Here is a 21,604-nt window from a genome sequence, read left to right as displayed (position 1 = left end):
CCGGCACCCTTCGAAGGTGCCCGACGCCCCGGCCCCCGCCACCGGATTCGGAGCGCCCGGACGGCCGCGAGCAGGAACCGGCCGATCCGCGCTGAGAAGTCGGCGTGGCGGGCACGCCGCCGGGCGGCGGCACCGCGCACGGGCCTGAGCGGCCCGCTGCGGCGTCAGTGCTCGCCGACCCTCCCGACGGGTGCGGCGGCGTCGCCCGTGTCCTCCAGCGCGTTCCTGAGGGCCGCCTCGGCGGCGCTCGCGGCGAGCAGCTGCTCCAGTGCGTGCTCGACGCCCGCCTTCCACCCGAGGCCCTCGGAGAGCTCGAGTCGCAGGCGCGGGAAGCGATGGTGGGGGGCGACGGTCTCGAAGCCCATCTGTTCCAGGAAGTCGGCGTCCGTCAGCGGTAGGGTCTTGCACCCACACGGACCGCAATCCAATTGCGCCACAACGTCTTCCGTCAACATGCCGACCGGAGTGAGAAGCGCGAAGGCCTCGATCGCGCGCACACCGCGGCGCACCAGATCGGTGCACACCGCGGAGACCAGCTCCTCCTTGACTCGCACGTCCATGCCCGGTTCGGAGCCGACCCACGTCAGCAGCACCGCGTCGGGGCTGATGGGCGCGGTGGGGAAGTGGGCGGCCCGGGGGACGCTGCGCGGCGGGGCGTAGAAGGCGACGCCCACGACCCGCGTACTGCCGTCGACGGCGTGATCGATCGCGACCTGGCCGCACGAGCCCCACTCGAGCATGAGCATCGACAGCCACGCCTCTTTGTCGAACTCGGTGTCCGTCAGGGTCTCGCCGTCCGGCGCGACCTCCCAGTAGACGCAGCGGCGGATGTGCCGGGGGAGGTCGTCGAAGCCGCCGAGGGTGAGCGGGACGATCGTCAGTGCCATCGGGATCTCACCTCTCGGCGAGCAGGGCGACGATGCGTTCGAGGTCCTCCGTCGAGCCCACCTCGACGACGATCTTGCCCTTCCGCTTACCCATCGACACGGTGACCTTGGTGTCCAGCCGGTCCGCGATCCGGTCCGCGACCTCCCGCAGCGCGGGATCGGCCGGCTGCCGGCGCGGCGGTGCCGCCGGCGCGACGGTGCCGTCCCCGCGGTTCGCGAGGGTGACGGCCTCCTCGGTGGCGCGCACCGACAGGCCCTCCGCGACGATCCGGGCCGCGAGGGCGTCCTGGGCGTCGGTGCCGGCCTCCAGCGAGAGCAGCGCGCGGGCGTGGCCGGCGGAGAGCACCCCCGCCGCGACGCGGCGCTGGACTGCGACGGGCAGGCGCAGCAGCCGGATCGTGTTGGTGACCACCGGCCGCGAACGGCCGAGGCGGGCGGCCAGCTCGTCGTGGGTCACGCCGAACTCCTCGAGCAGCTGGGCGTAGGCCGCCGCCTCCTCGAGCGGGTTCAGCTGCACGCGGTGGATGTTCTCGAGCAGCGCGTCACGGAGCATGTCGCCGTCGGCGGTCTCCCGCACGATCGCGGGGATCGCGGTGAGGCCCGCCTCCTGGCTGGCGCGCCACCGACGCTCGCCCATGACGAGCTGGTACCGCACATCGCCCTCGGGGCGGGGGAGCGGCCGGACCACGATCGGCTGCATCAGCCCGAACTCGCGGATCGAGTGAACGAGCTCGGCGAGGCCCTCCTCGTCGAAGACGGTGCGCGGCTGCTGGGGGTTCGGCTGGATCGCCGCCGGCGCGATCTCCCGGTACACGGCGCCGGAGTCCGCGAGGTCCGTCGGTGCCTCCTCCGGCTGGCCCTCGGCGACGTCCGTCCGACCCTTCGCGGCGCCCGCCCGGCCCGGCTTGTCCGCCGGTGCCGTGGGCGCCGCCTTCGACGGTGCGCCGGGGCGCGCGCCGATGATGAGGTCGGCAGCGTCGCTGCCCAGGCGCGGGCCCTCGTCGGGTCCGGTGGGGATGAGTGCGGCGAGGCCCCGGCCGAGGCCGCCCTTCTTCTGCCCGGCCACGATTACACCGCCTGCCCGGCGCCGCGGAAGGCCAGCTCCCGGCCCGCGTCGAGGTAGCTCATCGCGCCGCGCGAACCGGGATCGTAATCGAGCACGGTGGTGCCGTAGCCGGGCGCCTCCGAGACCTTGACGCTGCGGGGGATCGTCGCGCCCAGGACGCGGTCGCCGAAGTGGTTGCGCACCTCGGCGGCCACCTGGTCGGCGAGCTTGGTGCGGGCGTCGTACATCGTGAGCAGCACGGTGGAGACGTGGAGATCCTTGTTCAGGTGCGACTGCACGAGCTCGATGTTCCGCAGCAGCTGCCCCACGCCCTCGAGCGCGTAGTACTCGCACTGGATGGGGATGAGCACCTCCTTCGCGGCCACGAGCGCGTTCACCGTGAGCAGGCCGAGCGACGGCGGGCAGTCGATGAAGATGTAGTCCAGATCGTCCGCGGCGGCGCTGCCGAGCGCGTTCTTCAGCCGCGTCTCGCGCGCGACCATGCTCACGAGTTCGATCTCGGCGCCGGCGAGGTCGATCGTCGCGGGCACGCAGTACAGGTTGGGGGAGTGCGGGCTCTGCGCCATCGCCTCCTCCAGAGTGGACTCCCCGAGCAGAAGCTCGTAGGTCGACGGGACGCCCGACCGGTGATCGACGCCCAGCGCCGTGCTCGCGTTGCCCTGGGGGTCGAGATCGACGACGAGGACGCGCAGCCCCTGGAGCGCGAGCGCCGCCGCGAGGTTCACCGCCGTCGTCGTCTTGCCGACACCGCCCTTCTGGTTGGCGATCGTCAGGACGCGACGCTCCGTGGGCTTGGGCAGGGTGCCCGCCGCTCCGGGGGTCAGGACCTGGCTGGCGCGGCGGGCGGCCGCGGCGATCGGGGTGTCGTCGTCAGCGGTTCCACGTGAAACGTCGAAACCGGAATCGTGATCAGTCACGCGCTCTCCTCAGCAGTTGCCCCCATCCTAGTTTCTCCGTCGGGGTGCGTCAGCCCGGTACCCGCGAGCCCGCGTCGGAACGCCGGGCGAGCACGGCCGCGGGCGTGGTTCCACGTGAAACGTGGCCTCTCCGGGCGCCGGATCGAGGTGTGTTCGGCACATCGGGCGATCGCGGGCGGCGGGGCCCGTCGCGCCAGTGTCGTCGTCCGAGCGCGGCGGGCCGACGCTGCCTGCCCTCGCGTCGGACCATCGGGCCATCGCGCCCCGCCGCTGTCGGGCGGGTCCGGGGTCGGCGAGGACTCCGTCGCTACTGAACGTCTTCCGCGCAGCACGCAGCGGGCGGTGCGGCCCGCCGCAGTCCGCGACGCGAGGCGACCTGGGGCCGAGCGCTCCGTGCCCCGGTGCCGCGCGGCGACGGGTCGGCAGTGCGGCGGGCGGTCAGGGCGGCGACGGGGTGGTGCGATGGCCCGGCAGACGGCGGTTGCGGTCGAGAGCGAACACACACCCAGCGTCCCGAGTCGCGCCCCTCCGAACGCGGACCGTCGTGCTCACCGACGACCCCGCCGTCTCACCGCTCGGCCGAGGCCGTGTGCGATGGGATCGCTCAGGCCGTCACGCCACGGTCCGCTGCCCGTGACAGACGTGGCGCTCCACCATCGACGAGCTCGCGCGCCCGCACGCGAGGAACAGGAGCTACGGCCCTCGCGCGTGGCGGTGCGCCCGCGCCCATGAATTCGACGTTCCACGTGAAACCTCGCAGTGTCCGTGCCGTCGACCCCCGATGCGTGCTCCTCCTGGACTCCCGCGCACTCGTTCACGGCGCATACACGCGGCTCCCGTGTTCCACGTGAAACACGATTGCGGCGACGGCACACGCCACACCGGTCCAGCGGGCCTGGTCGGCGGCGCGCTCCGTACCGCACCCCGCACGACGGATCCCGCTCGAGGCCCCGCATCGCCGTGTCTGTGCCCGCGCCCGTCGCCCCGATCCCGCCCTCGACCCTCGCCGTCACGGGCGCCGGCGGGACCGGACCGACCTCCCGAGAACCGCCTCACCAGTCCCAGCACCGGGGGAGCGGGCTCGGGCGGTCACAGAGCGGACGCGCCACCCGTCGGAGGTCGACGGCGCGTCCGCGATCCTGTCGCGCACTGTCGCACCACAGGGCCGGTTCCGGCTCCCTCGTCCCAGGCAACCGCGGGGCACCCCGGTGGCTGGATATCGTCGAACGCCACGGCACGGTCTCGCGCCGACGGAACGGCCCGCGGGGTCGCCGACCACCTCCCGCCGGAACCGGCCCCGCCGTCAGGCTCCGGCGCTGCCCCATGACACCGCGAGCCGCACTCGACCCGCGACGCCCCGCGGGGCACCGACAGTCTCCACTCCACGCGCGCCACCGCGCCACGCAGTCCTCGCACACATCCCCCGATCGCGCGCGTGCCCCATCCCCGCGGCGGCAGCAACGCGACGGGCGGTCACTGTGGAGCACGTGGTTCGACGTCACGCGCGGCGCTCTCGCTCACGCGGCGGGGAAGAAGGCGCACGCGACCGTCCCGACGGCGGGACGATCGTCGTGCGTGCACGCCGCGGCGCGTGGGGGAGTCGCCCCCCTCGTCTCCGACCGGAGCCGGTGTGGCGAGCATGTCAGCCGTGCATCCCGCCGCGCTCGACCGATCCACCACAGTGGCCGTCTCCACCTCTGCACGCGCCCAGCGGCGTGCCCGTGCCGAGGCGATCCCGAGCGGGTTCGTCCGACACGTCGCGGCGTGCGGTGGCCCGTACGCTCCGTGGAACGTCTTCCTCGAAGGCCCCGCGTTTCACGTGAAACGCGCCCCGTCGAGTCGCGAACCTGCCGGAGAGCCCGATCGGACAGGGGGCCTCGATGGAGCGATCGTCCGTCGCCCAGTCATCCGCCCGCCCCACCGTCCCTCCGCCACCGGGCGCATCCGCGGCGCATGACCGCCCTCCGATTCACGTGCCCCGACCCCGCGGTGCTCACTCTGACGACGGCGAACCACCCCATTCCTGAGTCGGTCATGCCCCTTCCACCGGACGCGCCCGCACCGACACCGAGGGCACACCACCCCCGCCGGCCGGCGCTCGGCCGGCATCAAGCCGGGCAGCCACCACGTCGTCTGCAAGTGGCCCACCACGGATCTCCGATCGGCGTCGCCGACACCGGGCGGGCGCGGCCAATGGCACTCGGGCACCCGTCACAAGGCGGGCTTCTGGGAACAACACATCCAGACGGGCACCATCGGCACGACACCCCTCTCACGGATGGTCGCCGCCAGTCGACCGAGGTACCTGGATGACGCCCTCGGCAGCCCGGTCGAGCGAGCGGCGTCGCCGGGGAAGGGTCGATCTGGCGCCGGTGCCGCCGGGGCCGACCGCACGCGAGACGGGGAGCCCGCACCGCGGCATCACTTCGCGACCGGATTGCCTCGCGCCGATCCACTGCGCCGCGCCCGCGGGATCACCGACCGTGTGAGTGGAGGCGACAGGGCGACGGCGACCGGAGCGATCCACCTCTGCCGCCGACGCACGCGCCATCATCGGCGAGGCGGCCTTCCGTCCTGATCGGATCGGCGTGCGGCCCGGACCGATCGCACCGCCGAACGGCGCGGGCAACCCTCGGCACGCGCGCCGGGCGGCTTCTGCGACGTGCGAATTCCAGGACGGACGTACCATTCCTTCGCCGTCGGACGTCTCGGTGAGCCGGTCGGAAGCGCCGTGCCGTCACGTGTCGAAACAGACCGTGGGTGGTTGGGCGTCTCGAAACTACGCCGGAAATGCCCGATTCAGTAGGAGCGGCGAGCCTTCGTGCGCTTCTTCGGCGCCGGCGCGCGACGCACCGCGCGGACCACGGTGGTGGCCGGGTCGACGACACCGACTCCGCACAGGACCACCTCGGGATCGCGGAGCCCGGCCTTGGTGAGGATCGCGCCGTGCTCCTCGATCTCCTCCGCCGCGCGCGAACCCTTGAGTGCGAGCAGCCGACCGCCGTCGCGCAGCAGGGGAGCGGACCACGGCGCGAGCTTCGGGAACCCGGACACTGCGCGAGAGGTCACGGCGTCCGCGCCACCGACCGCCTCGACGACGGACCGCTCCTCCGCGCGCCCGCGGACCACGCGGACATTCGGCAGCCGCGGACCGCAGAACTCCTCGAGGAACACCGCACGCCGCAGCAACGGCTCGACGAGCACCACCTCGACGTCGGGGCGGGCGATCGCCACCGGCACCCCGGGCAACCCGGCACCGCTCCCGATGTCCACGAGGGTCTCGCCGGAATCCAGGAGCTCACCGAGCACGGCGCAGTTGAGCACGTGCCGCTCCCACAGCCGCGGCACCTCGCGCGGGCCGATCAGGCCGCGAACCACACCGTCGGTCGCGAGCACGCGGGCGTACTCCTCCGCGAGCTCGAGCCGATCGCCGAATACCTCGCGCGCGACCGGGGGAGTGGGAGGCAACGCTTCCGCCGTCGTCCCACTGTCGGCAGGCGTACCCGCCTCGTCGCGCTGTTCCACGTGAAACCTCTCCTGCCACACGGCTCTCATCCAGTCGGGCACCACGCCCGGAAACGACGATGGGCCCCAGGCGCACGGCCCGGGACCCATCGTTCACCTACGTCCAGTCTAGGCGTTGGGGAGCACCACGACGCGACGGTTCGGCTCCGCGCCCTCGCTCTCCGAGTGCACACCGTCGACCTTGGCCACGGCGTCGTGCACGATCTTGCGCTCGAACGGCGTCATCGGCTTGAGCGACTCCTTCTCACCGGTCGACGCCACGCGCTCCGCGACCTCGGTGCCGAGGCCCGACAGGCGCGTGCGGCGGCTCGCGCGCCACCCGGCGACGTCGAGCATCAGCCGGCTGCGGTCGCCCGTGGACTGCTGCACCGCGAGGCGGGTGAGCTCCTGCAGCGCGTCGAGCACCTCGCCGCGCTGGCCCACCAGCTTGGTCAGGTCCTCGCCGCCGTCGATCGCGACGATGGCGCGGCCGCCCTCCACATCGAGGTCGATGTCGCCGTCGAAGTCGAGGATGTCGAGCAGCTGCTCGAGGTAGTCGGCGGCGATCTCGCCCTCCTCGACCAGCTCGTCGTCCTCGTTCACGGGGCTCTCGACGGGTGCCTCGACCTGCGCCTCGGCGTTCGCCTCGGTCGCGGTCTGCTCCTCCTCGACGGTCACGTCGTCAGGCATGGGTACTCCTTGGGAATTCGATCATCAGGGGTTCGTGGGGGCTGCGGCGCTCAGCGCTTGCGCTTCTTGCTCCGATTGCGCTGCTGCTGGTTGCGCTGCTGCTGCCGGGCGTTGCCCGAGGGGTGCTGGGCCTTCGGCTTCGCGCCGGGGGTGGGCTTCGACGGTGCCTTCTCCTCCGTCGTGCCCTCGGCATCACCGGCCGTGGTGTCCGCAGCCGCGGTGTCCGCGGCCTTGGTCAGCGAAGTGGCGGCGCCGCCCTTCTTGGGCTTCGCGCCGGGCTTCGGGGCGTTCTCGGCCCGCTTCTCCTGCGCCAGGCGCTTCTTCTCCTCGTCCTCCTTGTCGAGCTTGCCGAAGACGATGTGCTGCTGGAAGTACGTCCAGATGTTCTGGGTGACCCAGTAGATCAGGATGGCGACGGGCAGGAAGAAGCCACCGACGAGCACACCGATGGGGAAGACCCACAGCATCAGGCGGTTCATGATGGCCGTCTGGGGGTTGTCCAGCGAGGCGACGGGCTGGCGGGCGATCGAGGCGCGCGAGTTGAAGTGCGTGGCCAGGGCGGCGACGATCATCAGCGGCACCGAGAGCGCGATGATCCACCACTTCTCGAAGTTCGGCTCGATGTAGGGGATCACGCCGTTCGCGTCGGGCGGGCTCACGGGCATGAAGGCCTGGAACTGCTTCACCGGTTCCTGCACGTACGAGGAGAGCGGGACGCCGAACAGGCGGGCGTCGAGGAAGCTCTGCACGTCGGTGGCGGAGAAGAAGTAGTTCGCGGTGTGGCGCGTCTCGTACGCGTTCATGTCCGGCGAGCCGAACAGCTGCGTGGTGCCACCGCTCATCCGGTTGAACGACCGGAGAACGTGGAACAGGCCGATGAACACCGGGACCTGGAGCAGGGCGGGCAGGCAGCCGAGCAGCGGGTTGAAACCGTGCTCCTTCTGCAGCTTCTGCATCTCCAGGGCCAGCTTCTGCCGGTCCTTGCCGTACTTCTTCCGCAGCGCCTGCATCTGCGGTTGGAACTCCTGCATCTGCCTGGTCGTCTTGATCTGCCGGACGAAGGGCTTGTACAGGATGGCGCGCAACGTGAGCACCAGGAAGATCACCGAGAGGGCCCACGTGATGCCGCTATCGGGGCCGAGGCCGGGCACGAAGGAGAACACCTTGTGCCAGACCCACATGATGCCCGACACCGGGTAGTACACGTAGTCCAAGGACATCGGATTGAAACTTGACACGGGGCGGTGCTCCTTGCCGATCTATTTCGAACAGGTTCGTGAGCGCGGTGATTCGCGCATCGGGCGGTGAAAGCCGTTGCCGGCGGGGGTCACTCCGGAACGGGGTCCCAGCCGCCGCGGTGCCACGGCCCGCACTTGAGCAGGCGAATGGTACTGAGGTACACGCCCTTGACCGCGCCGTGCGCCGAAAGTGCCTCCACCGCATACTCGCTGCAGGTGGGAGTGAAACGGCAGGTGGGCGGCCGCATGGGGGAGATCCAAGTCCGGTACAGCTGTACCACGGAGATCAATGCGCGCCGGGGCAGCGCTCGCAGCGCGCCTCCCGTGCTCACCGAGACCTCCTCGCTCACAACGCCCCCAGCTTCGTCAGACCGGAACGCAGTTGCGCCGTCAGCTCGTTCGCATCGGCGTCGGAGGCGGAGCGCAGCGCGCGGATCACGACCAGCGCACCGTCGTCGAGATCGGCGGTGACCGATGCGGCGGCGGCGCGCAGCCGGCGGGCGACCGCGTGGCGGACCACGGCGTTGCCCACGGCCTTCGAGACGATCAGGCCCACCCGCGGCGCCGGCGTCACCGGATCGTCTGCGGACACGACGAGGCCCGGTCCCCCCTCGGAAGGGGCGACCGGGCTCGTGTTCGTCGCTGTCGCCACGTGCACCACGATGGAGCGGCGACCCACGCGGCGCCCACCCTTGACCGCCGCGCCGAAGTCGCGCGACGAGCTCATGCGGTTGCGAGCGGGAAGCACTGCCTGCCTGCCTTCTCCATCGTCTTTGCAGCAGCGCCACCGCGCCCGGCGGACCGGTACGCGGTGGCGCTACGCGAGAGGCGGAATCAGGCCGTCAGCTTCGCGCGGCCCTTGGTGCGACGCGCGGAGACGATGGCGCGCCCGGCACGGGTACGCATACGAAGACGGAAGCCGTGCACCCGCGCGCGGCGACGGTTGTTCGGCTGGAACGTCCGCTTGCCCTTGGCCACGGTGACACTCCTTGTTCAGTGGGCGGCGCTGGTGCGCCGCCGATCGATGGACGGAAACTTCTTCGGCGGCACATGAAGCTCGACTTGAGGTCGAACCCGTCCGACGAATCGGTGTGCGCACAGACCGGTCAAGACTACTTATCCCCACTGACAAGGTCAAACCGGGGCCCCGGGCGCTCCGTGACGCGTCTCACAATCCGTCGGGCGCGACACGCCGAACGTCGCCGACATCCCACCGCCGCCTGGGACTATGTGCTTCGTGTTGAGGACCGCGCTCCACTCTGTTAACTTTGCCGAATGCGATTGCTGAGCACGGCCGCGGCACCCCGTGGACCCCGAGCACGGCAGCTTCGGGCCGATGGGCGCCGGGCGTGTAGCGGGCTCGGTGCTGCACCCTAATCCGGTCCCTCCGGAACGCTGACCCTGCAGTCCTGCGACCTCGCTGTTCAACGGCCGAACCATTCGGCCGACACCCCTGTGCTCCGGTCTTCCACACCTGTGGATGAACCTGTGGAGTACAGTTCGTTCGCAGGTCGGGTGGGGTGCGGTTATGCACAGCGCGACATGGAACCTGTGAACGAGTACGCCGGTCGGAAGCCGGGGACCGATGGCTTCGAACCCGGTGTGGAGGACCTGATGACCGTTGATCCGCTGATCGAGACGTGGACCGCCGTGGTCGACGAGCTCTGCGGAGACAACACCGATCGCACCCTCACCAAGCAGGAGAAGGCCTGGCTCCGGCTCGTCCAGCCGCTCACCCTGACCGAGGGCTTCGCGCTCGTGGCCGTGCCCTCCCAGCTCATGAAGGACGCGATCGAGCGCAGTCTCCGCGAACCCCTCGTCGCCGCCCTCACCACCCGCCTCGGCCAGGACGTCGAACTCGGCGTCCGGATCTCTCCCGACGCGACGCCGCCGGCCGCGCCCGCCGCACCTGCGGCGGCCATCCCGCCCACCGAGGGGCCGTCGGGACCGAGCACCGCCGATCTGGCGGTCCCCGTCAGCGAGATCGCCGCCGGCATGCCCGGCGCTCCGTCACCGTCGGTCCAGCTGCCCCCGCCGATGACCGGCCCGGTCACCAACGGCACGGAGATGACCGGCTCGTCGGGCTCGAGCCTGAACCAGAAGTACACCTTCGAGACCTTCGTGATCGGCGCCTCGAACCGGTTCGCGCACGCCGCGGCCTTCGCGGTCGCAGAGGCCCCGGCCCGGGCCTACAACCCGCTCTTCATCTGGGGCGAATCCGGGCTCGGCAAGACCCACCTCCTGCACGCCGCGGGCCACTACGCCCGCCGGCTGTTCCCCGGGATGCGCGTGAAGTACGTGTCCACGGAGGAGTTCACCAACGACTTCATCAACTCGCTCAAGGACGACCGCCAGGTCCAGTTCAAGCAGCGCTATCGCGACGTGGACATCCTGCTGGTGGACGACATCCAGTTCCTCGAGGGGAAGCTGGGCATCCAGGAGGAGTTCTTCCACACCTTCAACACGCTGCACAACGCGAACAAGCAGATCGTGGTCTCCTCCGACCGGCCGCCGAAACAGCTGGCGACGCTGGAGGACCGGCTGCGCACGCGGTTCGAGTGGGGCCTGATCACCGACGTGCAGCCGCCCGAGCTGGAGATCCGCATGGCGATCCTGCTCAAGAAGGCGCAGATGGAACGCATCCACGTGCCGCCGGACGTGCTGGAGCTCATCGCCACCCGCATCGACCGCAACATCCGCGAGCTCGAGGGCGCGCTGATCCGCGTGACGGCCTTCGCCTCGCTCACCCAGACGGACGTGACCTACGAGCTCGCCGAGATGGTGCTGCGCGACCTGGTGCCGGACACCACGACCATCGAGATCTCCTCCAGCACGATCCTTTCGGTGGTGGCGGAGTACTTCGAGATCTCCGTGGCCGACCTCAAGGGCACCGAGCGCGCCCGCGCCGTGACGCATGCGCGGCAGATCGCCATGTACCTGTGCCGCGAGCTCACCGAGCTCTCGCTGCCGAAGATCGGGCAGATCTTCGACCGCGACCACACCACCGTCATGTACGCCGAGCGCAAGATCCGCAAGGAGATGCCGGAGCGCCGCCGCGTCTACGACCAGGTGCAGGAACTGACCACCCGCATCAAGCGGCGCAGCCAGTAGCCGCCCGGCCGGCGACCCCGCGGATCACCGGCCGGTGCATCGGCGCAGGGCGCCCGGCCTCAGCGGCTCGCGGTGCAGATCAGCGGCCCGGCGGACCCGCCGGTGCTGCGCTCCTCGGCGACCGTCGTCCCGTCACGGGTGATCGTGCACGACGCATCGCCCGTGTACCCGATGACGGTGACCGTCACCAGGAACGAGTCCGAGGTGAACTCCTTGGACCACGGAAGCGGTTGCGAGCCGAACAGATTCGTTTCGGGGATGCCGACGGTGACCAACTGGGCCGAGCCGCTGCCGGTCACCTCGACCCGCCACTTGCGCGCGTTCGGTCCCGTGGACTCGCCGCCGAAGATCGGCGGGATGGAGATGCCCGACGGGATCTCACCGGGCAGCGTGATGCCGCCCGGCTTCCCGCTCGTGGTGGTCGTCGGGGGCGCGGTGGTCGTCGTGGTCTCCGAGGCCGTACTGCTCGACGGTCCGCCGCTGGTCGCCACGAGCGCGACGATCACGGCCAGCACGAGCGCGAAGACCACCGCGGCCGCGGCGATCCACAACAGCTTCTTGTTGCCGCCGTTCCCGCCGCCCGAGCCGTCGCCGCCGTCGCCGGGACCCCACGGACCGCCCGGGCCGGGAGGAGGACCCTGGGGCGGCGGAGCGCCGTACTGATCGCCGTACGCGCCCGGCGCGTAGCCGAGCTGATAGCCACCGTCGTACTGCTGCGTGGGCGGGTCCTGCGGGCCGGGGACACCGGGTCCGCCCGGGCCCGCGGGAGGCGGGGGAGGGGGCGCCGGCGGGCCCTGCGATGCGCCGGGATCGGCCGGTCCGGCGTCGGGGCGCTCGTATTCACGCGTGGGTTTCGGCACGTTCGGGCCCTGTGGCCCGGCGGGGTAGTTCTGGCCGCCGGGGTGCTCCCCGGGGCGCTGCGGATCCGGATATCCCATGGTCACACCGTACGCGCCGCGCGGCGGCGAGCGAACGACGAATTACTCACCAGTACTGCACACACCCTGTGGATGAATCGGGGAAATCCCAGGAGTGACCTGGGGAGAGTTCATCCACAGGTATCCACAGACCCGGTTCGTCACCAATCACACCGATGTAGTTCCACAATCCCTGCGGCGCGTCGTCAACACCCCGACACGCCACCCGCGCTGCGCGGACTCGGAGTTTCCACATCCTCCACAGGGCTTATGACGATGACATATTTCTTCTCTAGATCCTTCTTTTGAAAAGAGGGGACGTGAAGGTCCGGCGCGCTCCGCTCGGCCGGACCCGTGGTTCGGGCCGGGGGCGACCTGAACGCCACCGGATGAGCCCGGCTCCTATAGCATCGAAGGCCTCACGGTCGTGCCCGCCACGCCGTACCCGAACGACCCCCATCGAAAGGCCCCGTCGGCATGAAGTTTCGCGTCCCGCACGAGGAGTTCGCCGAATCCGTCGCGTGGGTGGCGCGCAGCCTGCCGTCGCGCCCTCCGGTGCCGGTTCTCGGCGGCGTCCTGCTCACCGCGGGTGACGACGGCCTGACCGTCTCGGGATTCGACTACGAGGTCTCGGCGCGCGTGCGCGTCGGCGCCGAGGTCGCCGACGAGGGCCAGGCGCTGGTCTCCGGCCGCCTGCTCGCCGACATCACCAAGGCCCTGCCGAACAAGCCGGTCGACGTGCAGCTCGACACCACCCGCGTCGCCATCACCTGCGGCAGCGCGAAGTTCTCGCTCCCGACGATGCCCGTCGAGGACTACCCGCAGCTGCCCGAGCTGCCCCAGCAGACCGGTGCCATCGAGCGCGGCACGTTCGCCGAAGCCATTGCGCAGGTCGCGATCGCCGCCGGCAAGGACGACACGCTGCCGATGCTCACGGGCATCCGCGTCGAGATCGAGGGCGAGAAGGTCGTGCTCGCCGCCACCGACCGGTTCCGGCTCGCGGTCCGCGAGTTCGACTGGCAGCCCGGCACCTCCGACGTCAAGGCCGCCGTCCTCGTCCCGGCGAAGACGTTGTCCGAGGCCGCCAAGACCTTCGCCGTCGATCCCGAGGTGGGCATCGCGCTGGGCGCCGGATCCGCCGTGGGCGCCGACGGCCTGCTCGGCGTGGTCGGCGCGGACCGTCGCACCACCACTCGCCTGCTCGACGCGGACTTCCCCAAGTTCCGTCAGCTGCTGCCGGCCTCGCACACCGCGCTCGCCACCATGGAGATCGCGCCGCTGCTCGAGGCCATCAAGCGCGTGGCGCTCGTCGCGGACCGCGGCGCGCAGGTCCGGATGGAGTTCGCCGACGGTACGCTGCGCCTCTCCGCCGGCGGCGACGACGCGGGCCGGGCCGAGGAGGAGCTGCCCGCCGACTTCCAGGGCGAGCCGCTGACCATCGCCTTCAACCCGGGCTACCTCCTCGACGGCCTCGCCGCGATCCACACCGAGTCGGTGACCTTCGGATTCACCACGCCCAGTCGCCCTGCGGTGCTGCGGCCCGCAGTGGAGAATGGCTACGAGCCGGACGACTCGGGTGCGTTCCCCGCGCCGCAGAGCCCGTACACGTACCTGCTGATGCCGGTGCGCCTGCCCGGCTGATCGAACCGTCGTCTCCGCACGGAAGGGTGCCTCGCACATGCAGTTGGGTCTGATCGGTCTGGGCAAGATGGGCGCGAACATGCGCCAGCGGATCCGCAACGCCGAGCACGAGGTCGTCGGCTACGACCCCCGCCCGGAGGTCACGGACGTTCCCTCGCTCGAGGCGTTGGCCGAGGCGCTCACCGCGCCGCGCACCGTCTGGGTGATGGTGCCCGCGGGCGAGCCGACCCGCGAGACCGTGCGGAAGCTGGCCGACATCCTGGAGCCGGGCGATCTGGTCATCGACGGTGGGAACTCCCGCTACACCGATGATCACGTGAACGCGGAACTGTTGTCCGAGAAGGGCATCGGCTACCTGGACTGCGGCGTCTCGGGTGGTGTGTGGGGGCTCGAGAACGGCTACGGCCTCATGGTGGGCGGTTCCGACGCCGACGTCGAACGCGCCATGCCGATCTTCGACGCGCTGCGCCCGGAGGGCGCGCGGGAGGACGGTTTCGCGCACAGCGGCCCCGTCGGCGCCGGTCACTACGCCAAGATGATCCACAACGGTATCGAGTACGGCCTGATGCAGGCCTACGGCGAGGGCTACGACCTGCTCGAGGCCGAGCCGCTGATCGAGAACGTCGCGGGCACGATCCGGGCGTGGAGCAAGGGCACCGTCGTGCGTTCCTGGCTGCTCGACCTTCTGGTCAAGGCCCTCGAGGAGGACCCGGGGCTGCAGGAGATCACCGGCTACACCGAGGACTCCGGTGAGGGCCGGTGGACCGTGGAGGAGGCGATCCGCCACTCCGTGCCGGCGCCCGTCATCGCGGCCGCGCTGTTCGCGCGTTTCCAGTCCCGCCAGGAGGATTCGGACACGATGAAGGCGGTCTCCGCCTTGCGCAACCAGTTCGGCGGACACGCCGTGCGGCGCGCCGACTAGTCAGGGCCGACTGCTCTTTTGTACGTCCGCCGCCTGACCCTGCACGACTTCCGGTCCTGGGACGACGTCACCGTCGACCTGGAGCCGGGCGTCAGCGTCTTCGTGGGCCGCAACGGATTCGGCAAGACCAACCTCATCGAGGCGCTCAACTACCTCGCCACCCTGGGCTCGCACCGGGTGGCCACGGACCAGCCGTTGATCCGCGTCGGCGCAGAGAGCGCCTCGGTCGCGGCGACGGTGCACAACGCGGGCCGCGAGCTCACGGCCGAGGTCGACATCATCGCCGGGCGGGCCAACAAGGCCCGGATCAACACCGCCCCGTGCCGGCGGCCGCGCGAGCTGCTCGGGATCCTGCAGTCGGTGCTCTTCGCCCCCGAGGACCTGGCGCTGGTGCGTGGGGAGCCGGGCGGTCGGCGCCGTTTCCTCGACGATCTCGCCATTCTGCGCACACCGCGCATCGCGGCGGAGAAGGCCGACTACGAGCGGGTGCTCAAGCAGCGCAACGCCCTGCTCAAGACCGCGTACGCGGCGGCGCGACGGGGCGGCGGGGACGCCGAGGCGATGCTCTCGACGCTCGACGTCTGGGACGCGCAGTTGGCCCGGTTCGGTGCCGAGGTGCTGGCGGCGCGGCTCGAGGTGGTGGCCTCGCTCGCACCCCACCTGACCGTCGCCTACGCCTCGCTCGCGCCGCACTCGCGCGCCGCCACGATCAGTTACAGCGGGTCGCTGTTCGAGGGCTTCGACGGCGATCCGGCCACGGCCTCCGTCGCGGAGCTCGAGCGCCTGCTACTCGACGGGTTGGCGGCCGCGCGGCCGCGGGAGATCGACCGGGGGATGAGCCTGGTGGGTCCGCACCGCGACGACCTGGATCTGCGGCTCGGGAACGAGCCGGCCAAGGGATTCGCGTCCCACGGCGAATCCTGGTCGTACGCATTGGCATTGCGGTTGGCGTCGCTGGAGCTGCTCCGTGCCGGCGGCTCCGAGCCGGTGCTGTTGCTCGACGACGTCTTCGCCGAGCTCGACGCCAAGCGCCGGACCGCGCTCGCGGAGGTGGCCGCGGGAACGGAGCAGGTGATCGTCACCGCCGCCGTGCCCGAGGATCTGCCCCCCGTCCTGCGCGCCGCGAACTACGAGGTCACCGTCGAGGGGCCCGCCGAGGCACGGGTCTCGCGGCTCTCATCCGGAACACGTTTCATTGGGGAACGGAGTGTGCAATAACCTCGGACGGCGTACAGTTCGTGTGTTTCCGCCGGACAGCATCCCCACCGATTAGGTGACCTCGACAGAAAGGGCATGACGATGCGCATCGCGATCGCATGCATGGGCTCACGCGGCGACATCAGTCCGCTCCTGGCCGTGGCGCGGATCTTCGCCGACCGCGGCGACGCGGTGAAGATCGGGTGCACGGTGGAGTCGCAGGAGTACGTCCGGTCCTACGGCTTCGAGCCGCACGTGCTGACGACGCTCAACCTCAAGGAGTTCCTGCAGTCCCCGCAGGGCCAGAAGAAGTTCTTCGGTGCCAGCACCACGACGCAGCTGCGGGAGCTGGGCAAACTCGCCGATTCGCACGGCGACGAGTTCGACGACCGGTTCGCCGAGTTCTGCCAGGACGTCGACTGCGTGATCAGCACGCGGATCCTCGAGGAGCAGGCCGCGGTGATCACCCACCGCGAGAACACCCCGCTCGTGATGCTCGAGTACTTCCCCGGAGACGTCCACAGCGCCGTCCCGAACCCGCTGCTCGAGCCGCGCCTGCAGGACTTCACGGCGCGCATCCCGGCCATCCTGCCGCTGACCTACCGGATCTTCAACGTCGGCTGGGCGCTGAGCATCTTCACCAAGACGGTGGCACTGGCCCGGCGAGCCGGGTATCCGCGGCGCATCATCAATCCCCGGTCGGTGCTCGACGGGCGCGACATCCTGCGCGTCGAGGCCTTCGGCCGGGCGCTGGTGCCGCCCCGCTCGCGCTCCGACGTCAGACAGCCCCGTATCGGCTTCATCCGGATCGGCGGCCGCCCCGCCTCCCGCGCGGAGCGCGACGCCCAGGTCGACGCCTGGCTCGCGCAGGACGAGCGCCCCGTCGTCTACGTCGGATTCGGGAGCATGCCGGTCGTGGACTTCGATACCGTCGTGGACGGCCTCGCCGAGATCCTGGCGCGGGACGGGATCCGCGTGCTCGCCGTCCCCGGCTGGTCGCCGAGCACCCGTGAGGACATCGTCGCGACGCCGGACCTGTTGGTGGTGCCCGATGTCGACCACGACCGGGTCTTCGCCCGCTGCGCCGCGCTGGTGTACCACGGCGGCGCCGGCACGACGGCCATCGCCGCCGCATCGGGACGTCCGTCGTTGATCTGCAGCCAGGCCTTCGACCAGCACTTCTGGGGTCGCCGCATCGAGGCGGCCGGGGCGGGCGCGGTCCTGCCGCGGCGCCGGATGACGGCGCGGACCATCGCCGACGGCGTGCTCGGGCTGATCCGCGATCAGCGGATCGTCGACGGTGCCCGCGCGACCGGCGCCCGCGCAGCCGCGGACCTGGACGGGCGCGAGGAGTTCGTGGCCGCCTTCGACGCCTTCCTCGCCGAGGTGGGCGACGCGCGCGCCGCCACCCCCGATCGCTGACATGAGCACTCCCGCGCGTCCGTCGTCCGCTGCGACCCGGTGGATCTCACTCGGCACACTGTGCATCGCGGTGCTGATGACCGGCATGGACAACAGCATCGTCACCATCGCGCTGCCCACGCTGAGCGAGGAGTTCGGCGGCGGGATGAGTGCGCTGCAGTGGATCGTGGACTCCTACACCCTGGTGTTCGCGGGCCTGCTTCTCGCCACCGGTTACTTCGGCGATCGCCTCGGCCGGCGCAAGGTGCTCATCACCGGGCTGGTGCTCTTCGTGGTGATCTCGGTGCTGGCGACGCGGTCGACGTCACTCGCGGAGCTCATCACCGCACGCGCGGCACTCGGCGCCGCGGCGGCGCTGATCTTCCCCGCGACGCTCGCGATCATCTCGAACCTGTTCCCGGAGAAGGAGGAACGGACCAAGGCGATCGCCGTGTGGTCCGCCGCGGCCGGCGCGTCGATCGCGATCGGACCGGTCGTGGGCGGCTACCTGGTCGAGCACTTCGCCTGGTCCTCGGTGTTCTGGATCAACGTCCCCATCTCCATCGTCGCGATCATCGGGTGCCTGGCCCTGGTGCCCGAGTCGTTCGGGTCGGAGCGCCCCTCCTTCGACGTCGTCGGTGTGCTGCTGTCGATCTCGGGCATCACGCTGCTGGTGTGGGGCCTGATCGAGGCGCCGAACTTCGGCTGGGGCAGCCCGCTGATCGTGGGGTCGCTGATCGGTGCGGCGATCCTGGTGCTGGCCTTCGTCGGTTATGAGCGGCGGCACCACAACCCGGTGCTCGACGTGACCCTGTTCCGTTCCCGCGGATTCGCGATGGGCTCGTTCGCGATCTGCGCCGGGTTCTTCTGCCTGCTGGGCTTCGTGTTCATCACGATCATGTACTTCCAGGCGGTGCTCGGCTTCGGGCCGCTGGAGACCGCGGTGCGGGTGATCCCGTTCGCGCTCGCGGCCGTCGCCGTGACACCGCTCGCCGCCCTGGCGAACACCGAGCGGCGGATGCGCTTCACCATCGCGGTCGGCCTGGCGATCATGGCAGCGGGCTTCGTGCTGACGTCGCGGCTGACCGAGTCCGCCGACTACCTCACGGACATCCTGCCGGCGATGTCGGTGATCGCCGTGGGCCTGGGCCTGCTGCAGGGCCCCGCGACGACCTCGGTGATGACGTCGGTGCCGTCGGAGGAGGCCGGCGCGGGCTCGGCGGTCAACGACACCACGCGCGAGGTCGGTGGCGCGCTCGGCGTCGCGATCCTGGGTTCGGTGGTGGCGCACCTGTACTCGGCCAAGGTCGCCGAGGACGTCACTCGCCTGCCGCTGGCTCCCGAGGTGCGGGCCGAGGCGGAGTCCTCGGTGATCGGCGGTATCCGCGCGATCGGGGCGGCGCCGCCGGAGCTGCAGGCCGCACTCGGCCACTCGGTGCAGCAGAGCTTCGTCTCGGCCATGCAGTCCGCCAACCTGGTGGCGGCCGGCGTGGGCGTGGTCGCGTGCGTACTCGTCGCGATCTTCCTGCGGACCCGGCCGCCGGCACGGCACCGTCATGCGCCCACCAGTGGCAAGGTCAGCGTCCAGGACCTCCTGCTCCGCGAGTCCGAGGACGTGACCGCTCAGATCGTGCTGCCGGGCCTGCGGAGCAGGAGCACCCCGAGCAGTCCGCACGACCACGCCACCAGGTAGCCGGCCGCCAGCGACAGCGGGATCACCGGCTGCCCGTACTCCTGCAGGAACACCGGCGCCAGGACGGGGATCGCCGCGAGGCCCAGGGTGAGGGCACCCCGGCGCCGGGCGGTCGCCGCGCGCCGGCGCGCCCACCGCAGGTTCGCCCACCAGCAGAGCAGCCCGACGACGCCGACCACCACGAGGTAGCCGTACAGCGGCGCGCTCTCGCCGTACTTCCCGACGGGGTCGTACAGCGCGTGCAGGTGCCGCTCGAGCCCGCCGAGGGCGAACCCGTCGGCGAGCGCGTACCCGAGTCCGGCTGCGGTGGCTGCGGCGCCGAGGCCGTACGCGAGCACGGTGCGCTCGGTGCCGGTCGACGGTGCCGGGCGTGCGAGGGTCGGATGAGCCATGATCGTCTCCTTTGGAACACGGAGTACCAAGTTGGTACACCACGTACCATATGCACATGAGCAAGAGTATGGAACCCCGAGTACCAAAATCGGGGTCCACCCCGAGGCGGCCGCGGCTCGCGCTGGAGGAGACGCGGCGCCGCGTCCTCGCCCGCGCCGTCGCCCGGGTCCTGGACGAAGGACCGGGCAACGGGCTCGACCACGTGCGGCTCGAGGACGCCGTGCGCGAGGCCGATGTCTCCCGGACCGCCGCCTACCGCTGCTGGGCGCAGCGCGAGGACTTCCTGGCCGACGTCCTCGCCGCGCTCGCCGAGGAGGCGCTGCCGGTCGCGTCGACCCGGGGGGCGCGGGCGACGGCGGTGTTGCGGGACGCGGTCGGGAACGACGCGGGGGCGCTGCGCACCGTGGCGGACCGGCGCGCCGCGCTGGTGCGGGCCGTGACCGCCTCGGCGGACGACGATCTGCTCGCCGACCGGAATGAGAACCGCCGGTGGCGGCTGTACCTGACGCTCGCGGTGGCCGTGCCGACGTTGCCGGAGGGGACGCAGCGCGAGCGCGTCGTGGCCGCCGTCGAGCGCGCCGAGGCGGCGGTGACGGATCGGCTCGAGACGAACTACCGCCGCCTCTTCGAGCTGTTCGGTTTCACCAGCACCGTCCCCTACCGGGAACTGGCGACGGTCGGCCTGGCCCTGATGCGCGGATACGTCCTCGGCGGGCGGACGGGCGCGGCGGGAGCCTCGCCCGGCCGGGGCTACGCGCTGCTGGCGGACGGCGCCGCGACCCCGTCGGACACGGGGGAGTGGGACGAGGCGCGCGCCCGGGGCCTGCTGGAGGCACTGGCCGCACCGGACGTCTTCGACGCGCCGTTCGGCCGGGAACGTGTCGGTGGTGAGGAGTAGCCTGAACATCAGGTATTGCGGGCGCAAGGAGGTGTCATGACCGGGCAGAACGAGGACGGCCGGCTGCACGGTTCCGACATCGCGCGGCGGGCCCTCGAGGAGGCGCGCGCGGCCGCGAAGGCGGCGGGCAAGTCGGTGGGTCAGGGCCGCTCCGAGCCCATGACCGGCGGCGTCCGCCGGCTGCGCAGCGGCTCGAAGAAGTGGAGCGGACCGTCGCCGGACAACCGCGATCCGCAGGCCTTCGGCGCCCTCATCGGCGGCATCGCCAAGGCCCGCGGGTGGGATACGAAGGTCAGCGAGGGCACGGTCCTGGGGTGCTGGGACACCGTCGTCGGGGCCGATGTGGCGGCGCACGCGCGCGCGGTGAGCCTGCGGGAGAAGGTGCTGTACGTGAGCGCCGAATCGACGGCGTGGGCCACGCAGCTGCGCCTCATGCAGTCGCAGCTGCTGGCGAAGATCAACGCGGCCGTGGGCCAGGGCGTGGTCACGTCCCTGAACATCACCGGGCCGAGTGCGCCCAGCTGGCGCAAGGGTCCGCTGCACGTCCCGGGGCGCGGCCCGCGGGACACCTACGGCTAGGCCAGCGGGCCGTCCGGCAGGAACTGTGCGAGGTCCACGCCGCGCGCGGCGGCCAGGGCCTGCAGCTTCGCGGCGTCGTCCACCTGCACGCAGACGCAGGCGTGCAGCCCGTCGTCCTCCTCCCGCACGATGTAGTACGCCGTGCTGTCGGTGAGCGGTGCACCCTCCGCGTCGCGGAAGAGCCAGCGCACGTGGACCAGCGCGATCGCGCCGGTGAGGAACGTGGTGTCCAGGAGCTCGTGGCCCACCGACGCCAGCCCCAACGCGCGGTAGAGCGGGTAGGACCGCTCGAGCCCGCGGGCCATGGCGGCGCGGTCGTCGAGGACGCCGGAGAAGCGGTCGTCGACGATCATCCCGGGCTCCGCCCAGAGGCCGGCGGCGGCCGTCGCGTCGAAGCGGGCGAGCGTCTGCGCGTACCGCGCGAGGTAGTCGTCGATCGCGGCGTGATCCATGCCTCCGACTCTACGATCGAATGCCGGTTCATGCCCCAGCGTCGCCGTGTGCGCGTCGGCTTGCGGTTCGGACTGAATCGACCGAAACGAGGTTGATC

General features: G+C 71.2%; 20 protein-coding genes. 8 read left to right on the top strand and 12 right to left on the bottom strand.

Annotation, left to right across the window (positions count from 1 at the left end; translation table 11 throughout):
• Positions 1-164 precede the first annotated feature (164 nt).
• The 9 genes from BLQ62_RS01160 to rpmH form a co-directional block, all read right to left on the bottom strand.
• Positions 165-887, bottom strand: a complete 723-nt coding sequence (locus BLQ62_RS01160) for a hypothetical protein (RefSeq protein ID WP_068537432.1) — start codon at positions 885-887, stop codon at positions 165-167.
• A gap of 7 nt (positions 888-894) precedes the next feature.
• On the bottom strand, positions 895-1,953 hold the full coding sequence (locus BLQ62_RS01155) for a ParB/RepB/Spo0J family partition protein (RefSeq protein ID WP_068563468.1): 1,059 nt from the start codon (positions 1,951-1,953) through the stop codon (positions 895-897).
• Between the two features lie 2 nt (positions 1,954-1,955).
• Positions 1,956-2,870 (bottom strand): ParA family protein, encoded by a 915-nt coding sequence (locus tag BLQ62_RS01150; RefSeq protein WP_068537436.1) that lies wholly within the window; start codon positions 2,868-2,870, stop codon positions 1,956-1,958.
• A gap of 2,799 nt (positions 2,871-5,669) precedes the next feature.
• The gene (gene rsmG, locus BLQ62_RS01145) at positions 5,670-6,425 is read right to left on the bottom strand and encodes a 16S rRNA (guanine(527)-N(7))-methyltransferase RsmG (protein ID WP_082756134.1); all 756 of its coding nucleotides are present in this window, start codon (positions 6,423-6,425) and stop codon (positions 5,670-5,672) included.
• A 78-nt stretch (positions 6,426-6,503) separates the two neighbouring features.
• The gene (locus BLQ62_RS01140; protein ID WP_068563464.1) at positions 6,504-7,064 is read right to left on the bottom strand and encodes a Jag family protein; all 561 of its coding nucleotides are present in this window, start codon (positions 7,062-7,064) and stop codon (positions 6,504-6,506) included.
• Between the two features lie 50 nt (positions 7,065-7,114).
• Positions 7,115-8,284, bottom strand: a complete 1,170-nt coding sequence (gene yidC / locus BLQ62_RS01135) for a membrane protein insertase YidC (RefSeq protein ID WP_068563462.1) — start codon at positions 8,282-8,284, stop codon at positions 7,115-7,117.
• Positions 8,285-8,391: 107 nt separating this feature from the next.
• Positions 8,392-8,652 carry a membrane protein insertion efficiency factor YidD gene (gene yidD / locus BLQ62_RS24515; protein WP_165824639.1) on the bottom strand — a complete coding sequence of 87 codons (261 nt, stop codon included), beginning with the start codon at positions 8,650-8,652 and terminating at the stop codon, positions 8,392-8,394.
• Positions 8,649-9,029: a ribonuclease P protein component gene (gene rnpA / locus BLQ62_RS01125; protein WP_231857502.1), complete on the bottom strand. Its 381-nt coding sequence runs from the start codon at positions 9,027-9,029 to the stop codon at positions 8,649-8,651. Before rnpA ends, yidD begins: the two co-directional genes overlap by 4 nt.
• Positions 9,030-9,136: 107 nt before the next feature.
• Entirely contained in the window at positions 9,137-9,280 is a 144-nt protein-coding gene (gene rpmH / locus BLQ62_RS01120; RefSeq protein ID WP_068526256.1) for a 50S ribosomal protein L34, read from the bottom strand.
• Between the two features lie 636 nt (positions 9,281-9,916).
• On the opposite strand from rpmH, the gene dnaA reads away from it, so the two are divergent.
• Positions 9,917-11,413, top strand: coding sequence for a chromosomal replication initiator protein DnaA (gene dnaA / locus BLQ62_RS01115; protein ID WP_068537575.1), 1,497 nt, complete (start codon positions 9,917-9,919; stop codon positions 11,411-11,413).
• A 59-nt stretch (positions 11,414-11,472) separates the two neighbouring features.
• On the opposite strand, the gene BLQ62_RS01110 is transcribed toward dnaA, so the two are convergent.
• On the bottom strand, positions 11,473-12,351 hold the full coding sequence (locus BLQ62_RS01110) for a hypothetical protein (protein WP_068563458.1): 879 nt from the start codon (positions 12,349-12,351) through the stop codon (positions 11,473-11,475).
• Between the two features lie 456 nt (positions 12,352-12,807).
• Here BLQ62_RS01110 and dnaN point away from each other — a divergent pair, with 456 nt between their 5' ends.
• The 5 genes from dnaN to BLQ62_RS01085 all read left to right on the top strand — a co-directional run bounded on the left by dnaN (position 12,808) and on the right by BLQ62_RS01085 (position 19,184).
• The gene (gene dnaN / locus BLQ62_RS01105) at positions 12,808-13,971 is read left to right on the top strand and encodes a DNA polymerase III subunit beta (RefSeq protein WP_068537449.1); all 1,164 of its coding nucleotides are present in this window, start codon (positions 12,808-12,810) and stop codon (positions 13,969-13,971) included.
• Positions 13,972-14,008: 37 nt separating this feature from the next.
• Positions 14,009-14,893, top strand: coding sequence for a phosphogluconate dehydrogenase (NAD(+)-dependent, decarboxylating) (gnd, locus tag BLQ62_RS01100; protein WP_068537450.1), 885 nt, complete (start codon positions 14,009-14,011; stop codon positions 14,891-14,893).
• A gap of 18 nt (positions 14,894-14,911) precedes the next feature.
• Positions 14,912-16,111: a DNA replication/repair protein RecF gene (gene recF / locus BLQ62_RS01095; protein WP_068563456.1), complete on the top strand. Its 1,200-nt coding sequence runs from the start codon at positions 14,912-14,914 to the stop codon at positions 16,109-16,111.
• A 75-nt stretch (positions 16,112-16,186) separates the two neighbouring features.
• Entirely contained in the window at positions 16,187-17,512 is a 1,326-nt protein-coding gene (locus BLQ62_RS01090; RefSeq protein WP_068537459.1) for a glycosyltransferase, read from the top strand.
• A gap of 1 nt (position 17,513) precedes the next feature.
• Positions 17,514-19,184 carry an MFS transporter gene (locus tag BLQ62_RS01085; RefSeq protein ID WP_068563455.1) on the top strand — a complete coding sequence of 557 codons (1,671 nt, stop codon included), beginning with the start codon at positions 17,514-17,516 and terminating at the stop codon, positions 19,182-19,184.
• Here BLQ62_RS01085 and BLQ62_RS01080 read toward each other — a convergent pair.
• Positions 19,115-19,576 (bottom strand): hypothetical protein, encoded by a 462-nt coding sequence (locus BLQ62_RS01080; RefSeq protein WP_068563451.1) that lies wholly within the window; start codon positions 19,574-19,576, stop codon positions 19,115-19,117. The genes BLQ62_RS01085 and BLQ62_RS01080 overlap by 70 nt on opposite strands.
• Positions 19,577-19,632: 56 nt before the next feature.
• Between BLQ62_RS01080 and BLQ62_RS01075 the strand changes: the two genes are divergently transcribed.
• The gene (locus BLQ62_RS01075; RefSeq protein WP_139184133.1) at positions 19,633-20,475 is read left to right on the top strand and encodes a hypothetical protein; all 843 of its coding nucleotides are present in this window, start codon (positions 19,633-19,635) and stop codon (positions 20,473-20,475) included.
• A 36-nt stretch (positions 20,476-20,511) separates the two neighbouring features.
• Positions 20,512-21,054 carry a DUF721 family protein gene (locus BLQ62_RS01070; RefSeq protein WP_068563449.1) on the top strand — a complete coding sequence of 181 codons (543 nt, stop codon included), beginning with the start codon at positions 20,512-20,514 and terminating at the stop codon, positions 21,052-21,054.
• Here the strand turns inward: BLQ62_RS01070 and BLQ62_RS01065 are convergent.
• A complete protein-coding gene (locus tag BLQ62_RS01065; RefSeq protein ID WP_068563448.1) occupies positions 21,051-21,506 on the bottom strand; it encodes a hypothetical protein in 456 nt (151 codons plus the stop codon). The genes BLQ62_RS01070 and BLQ62_RS01065 overlap by 4 nt on opposite strands.
• Between the last annotated feature and the right edge of the window lie 98 nt (positions 21,507-21,604).

It is taken from the genome of Tsukamurella pulmonis (assembly GCF_900103175.1).
Taxonomy (GTDB): Bacteria; Actinomycetota; Actinomycetes; order Mycobacteriales; family Mycobacteriaceae; genus Tsukamurella; species Tsukamurella pulmonis.
This window is presented reverse-complemented; position numbering and strand designations above follow the sequence as displayed.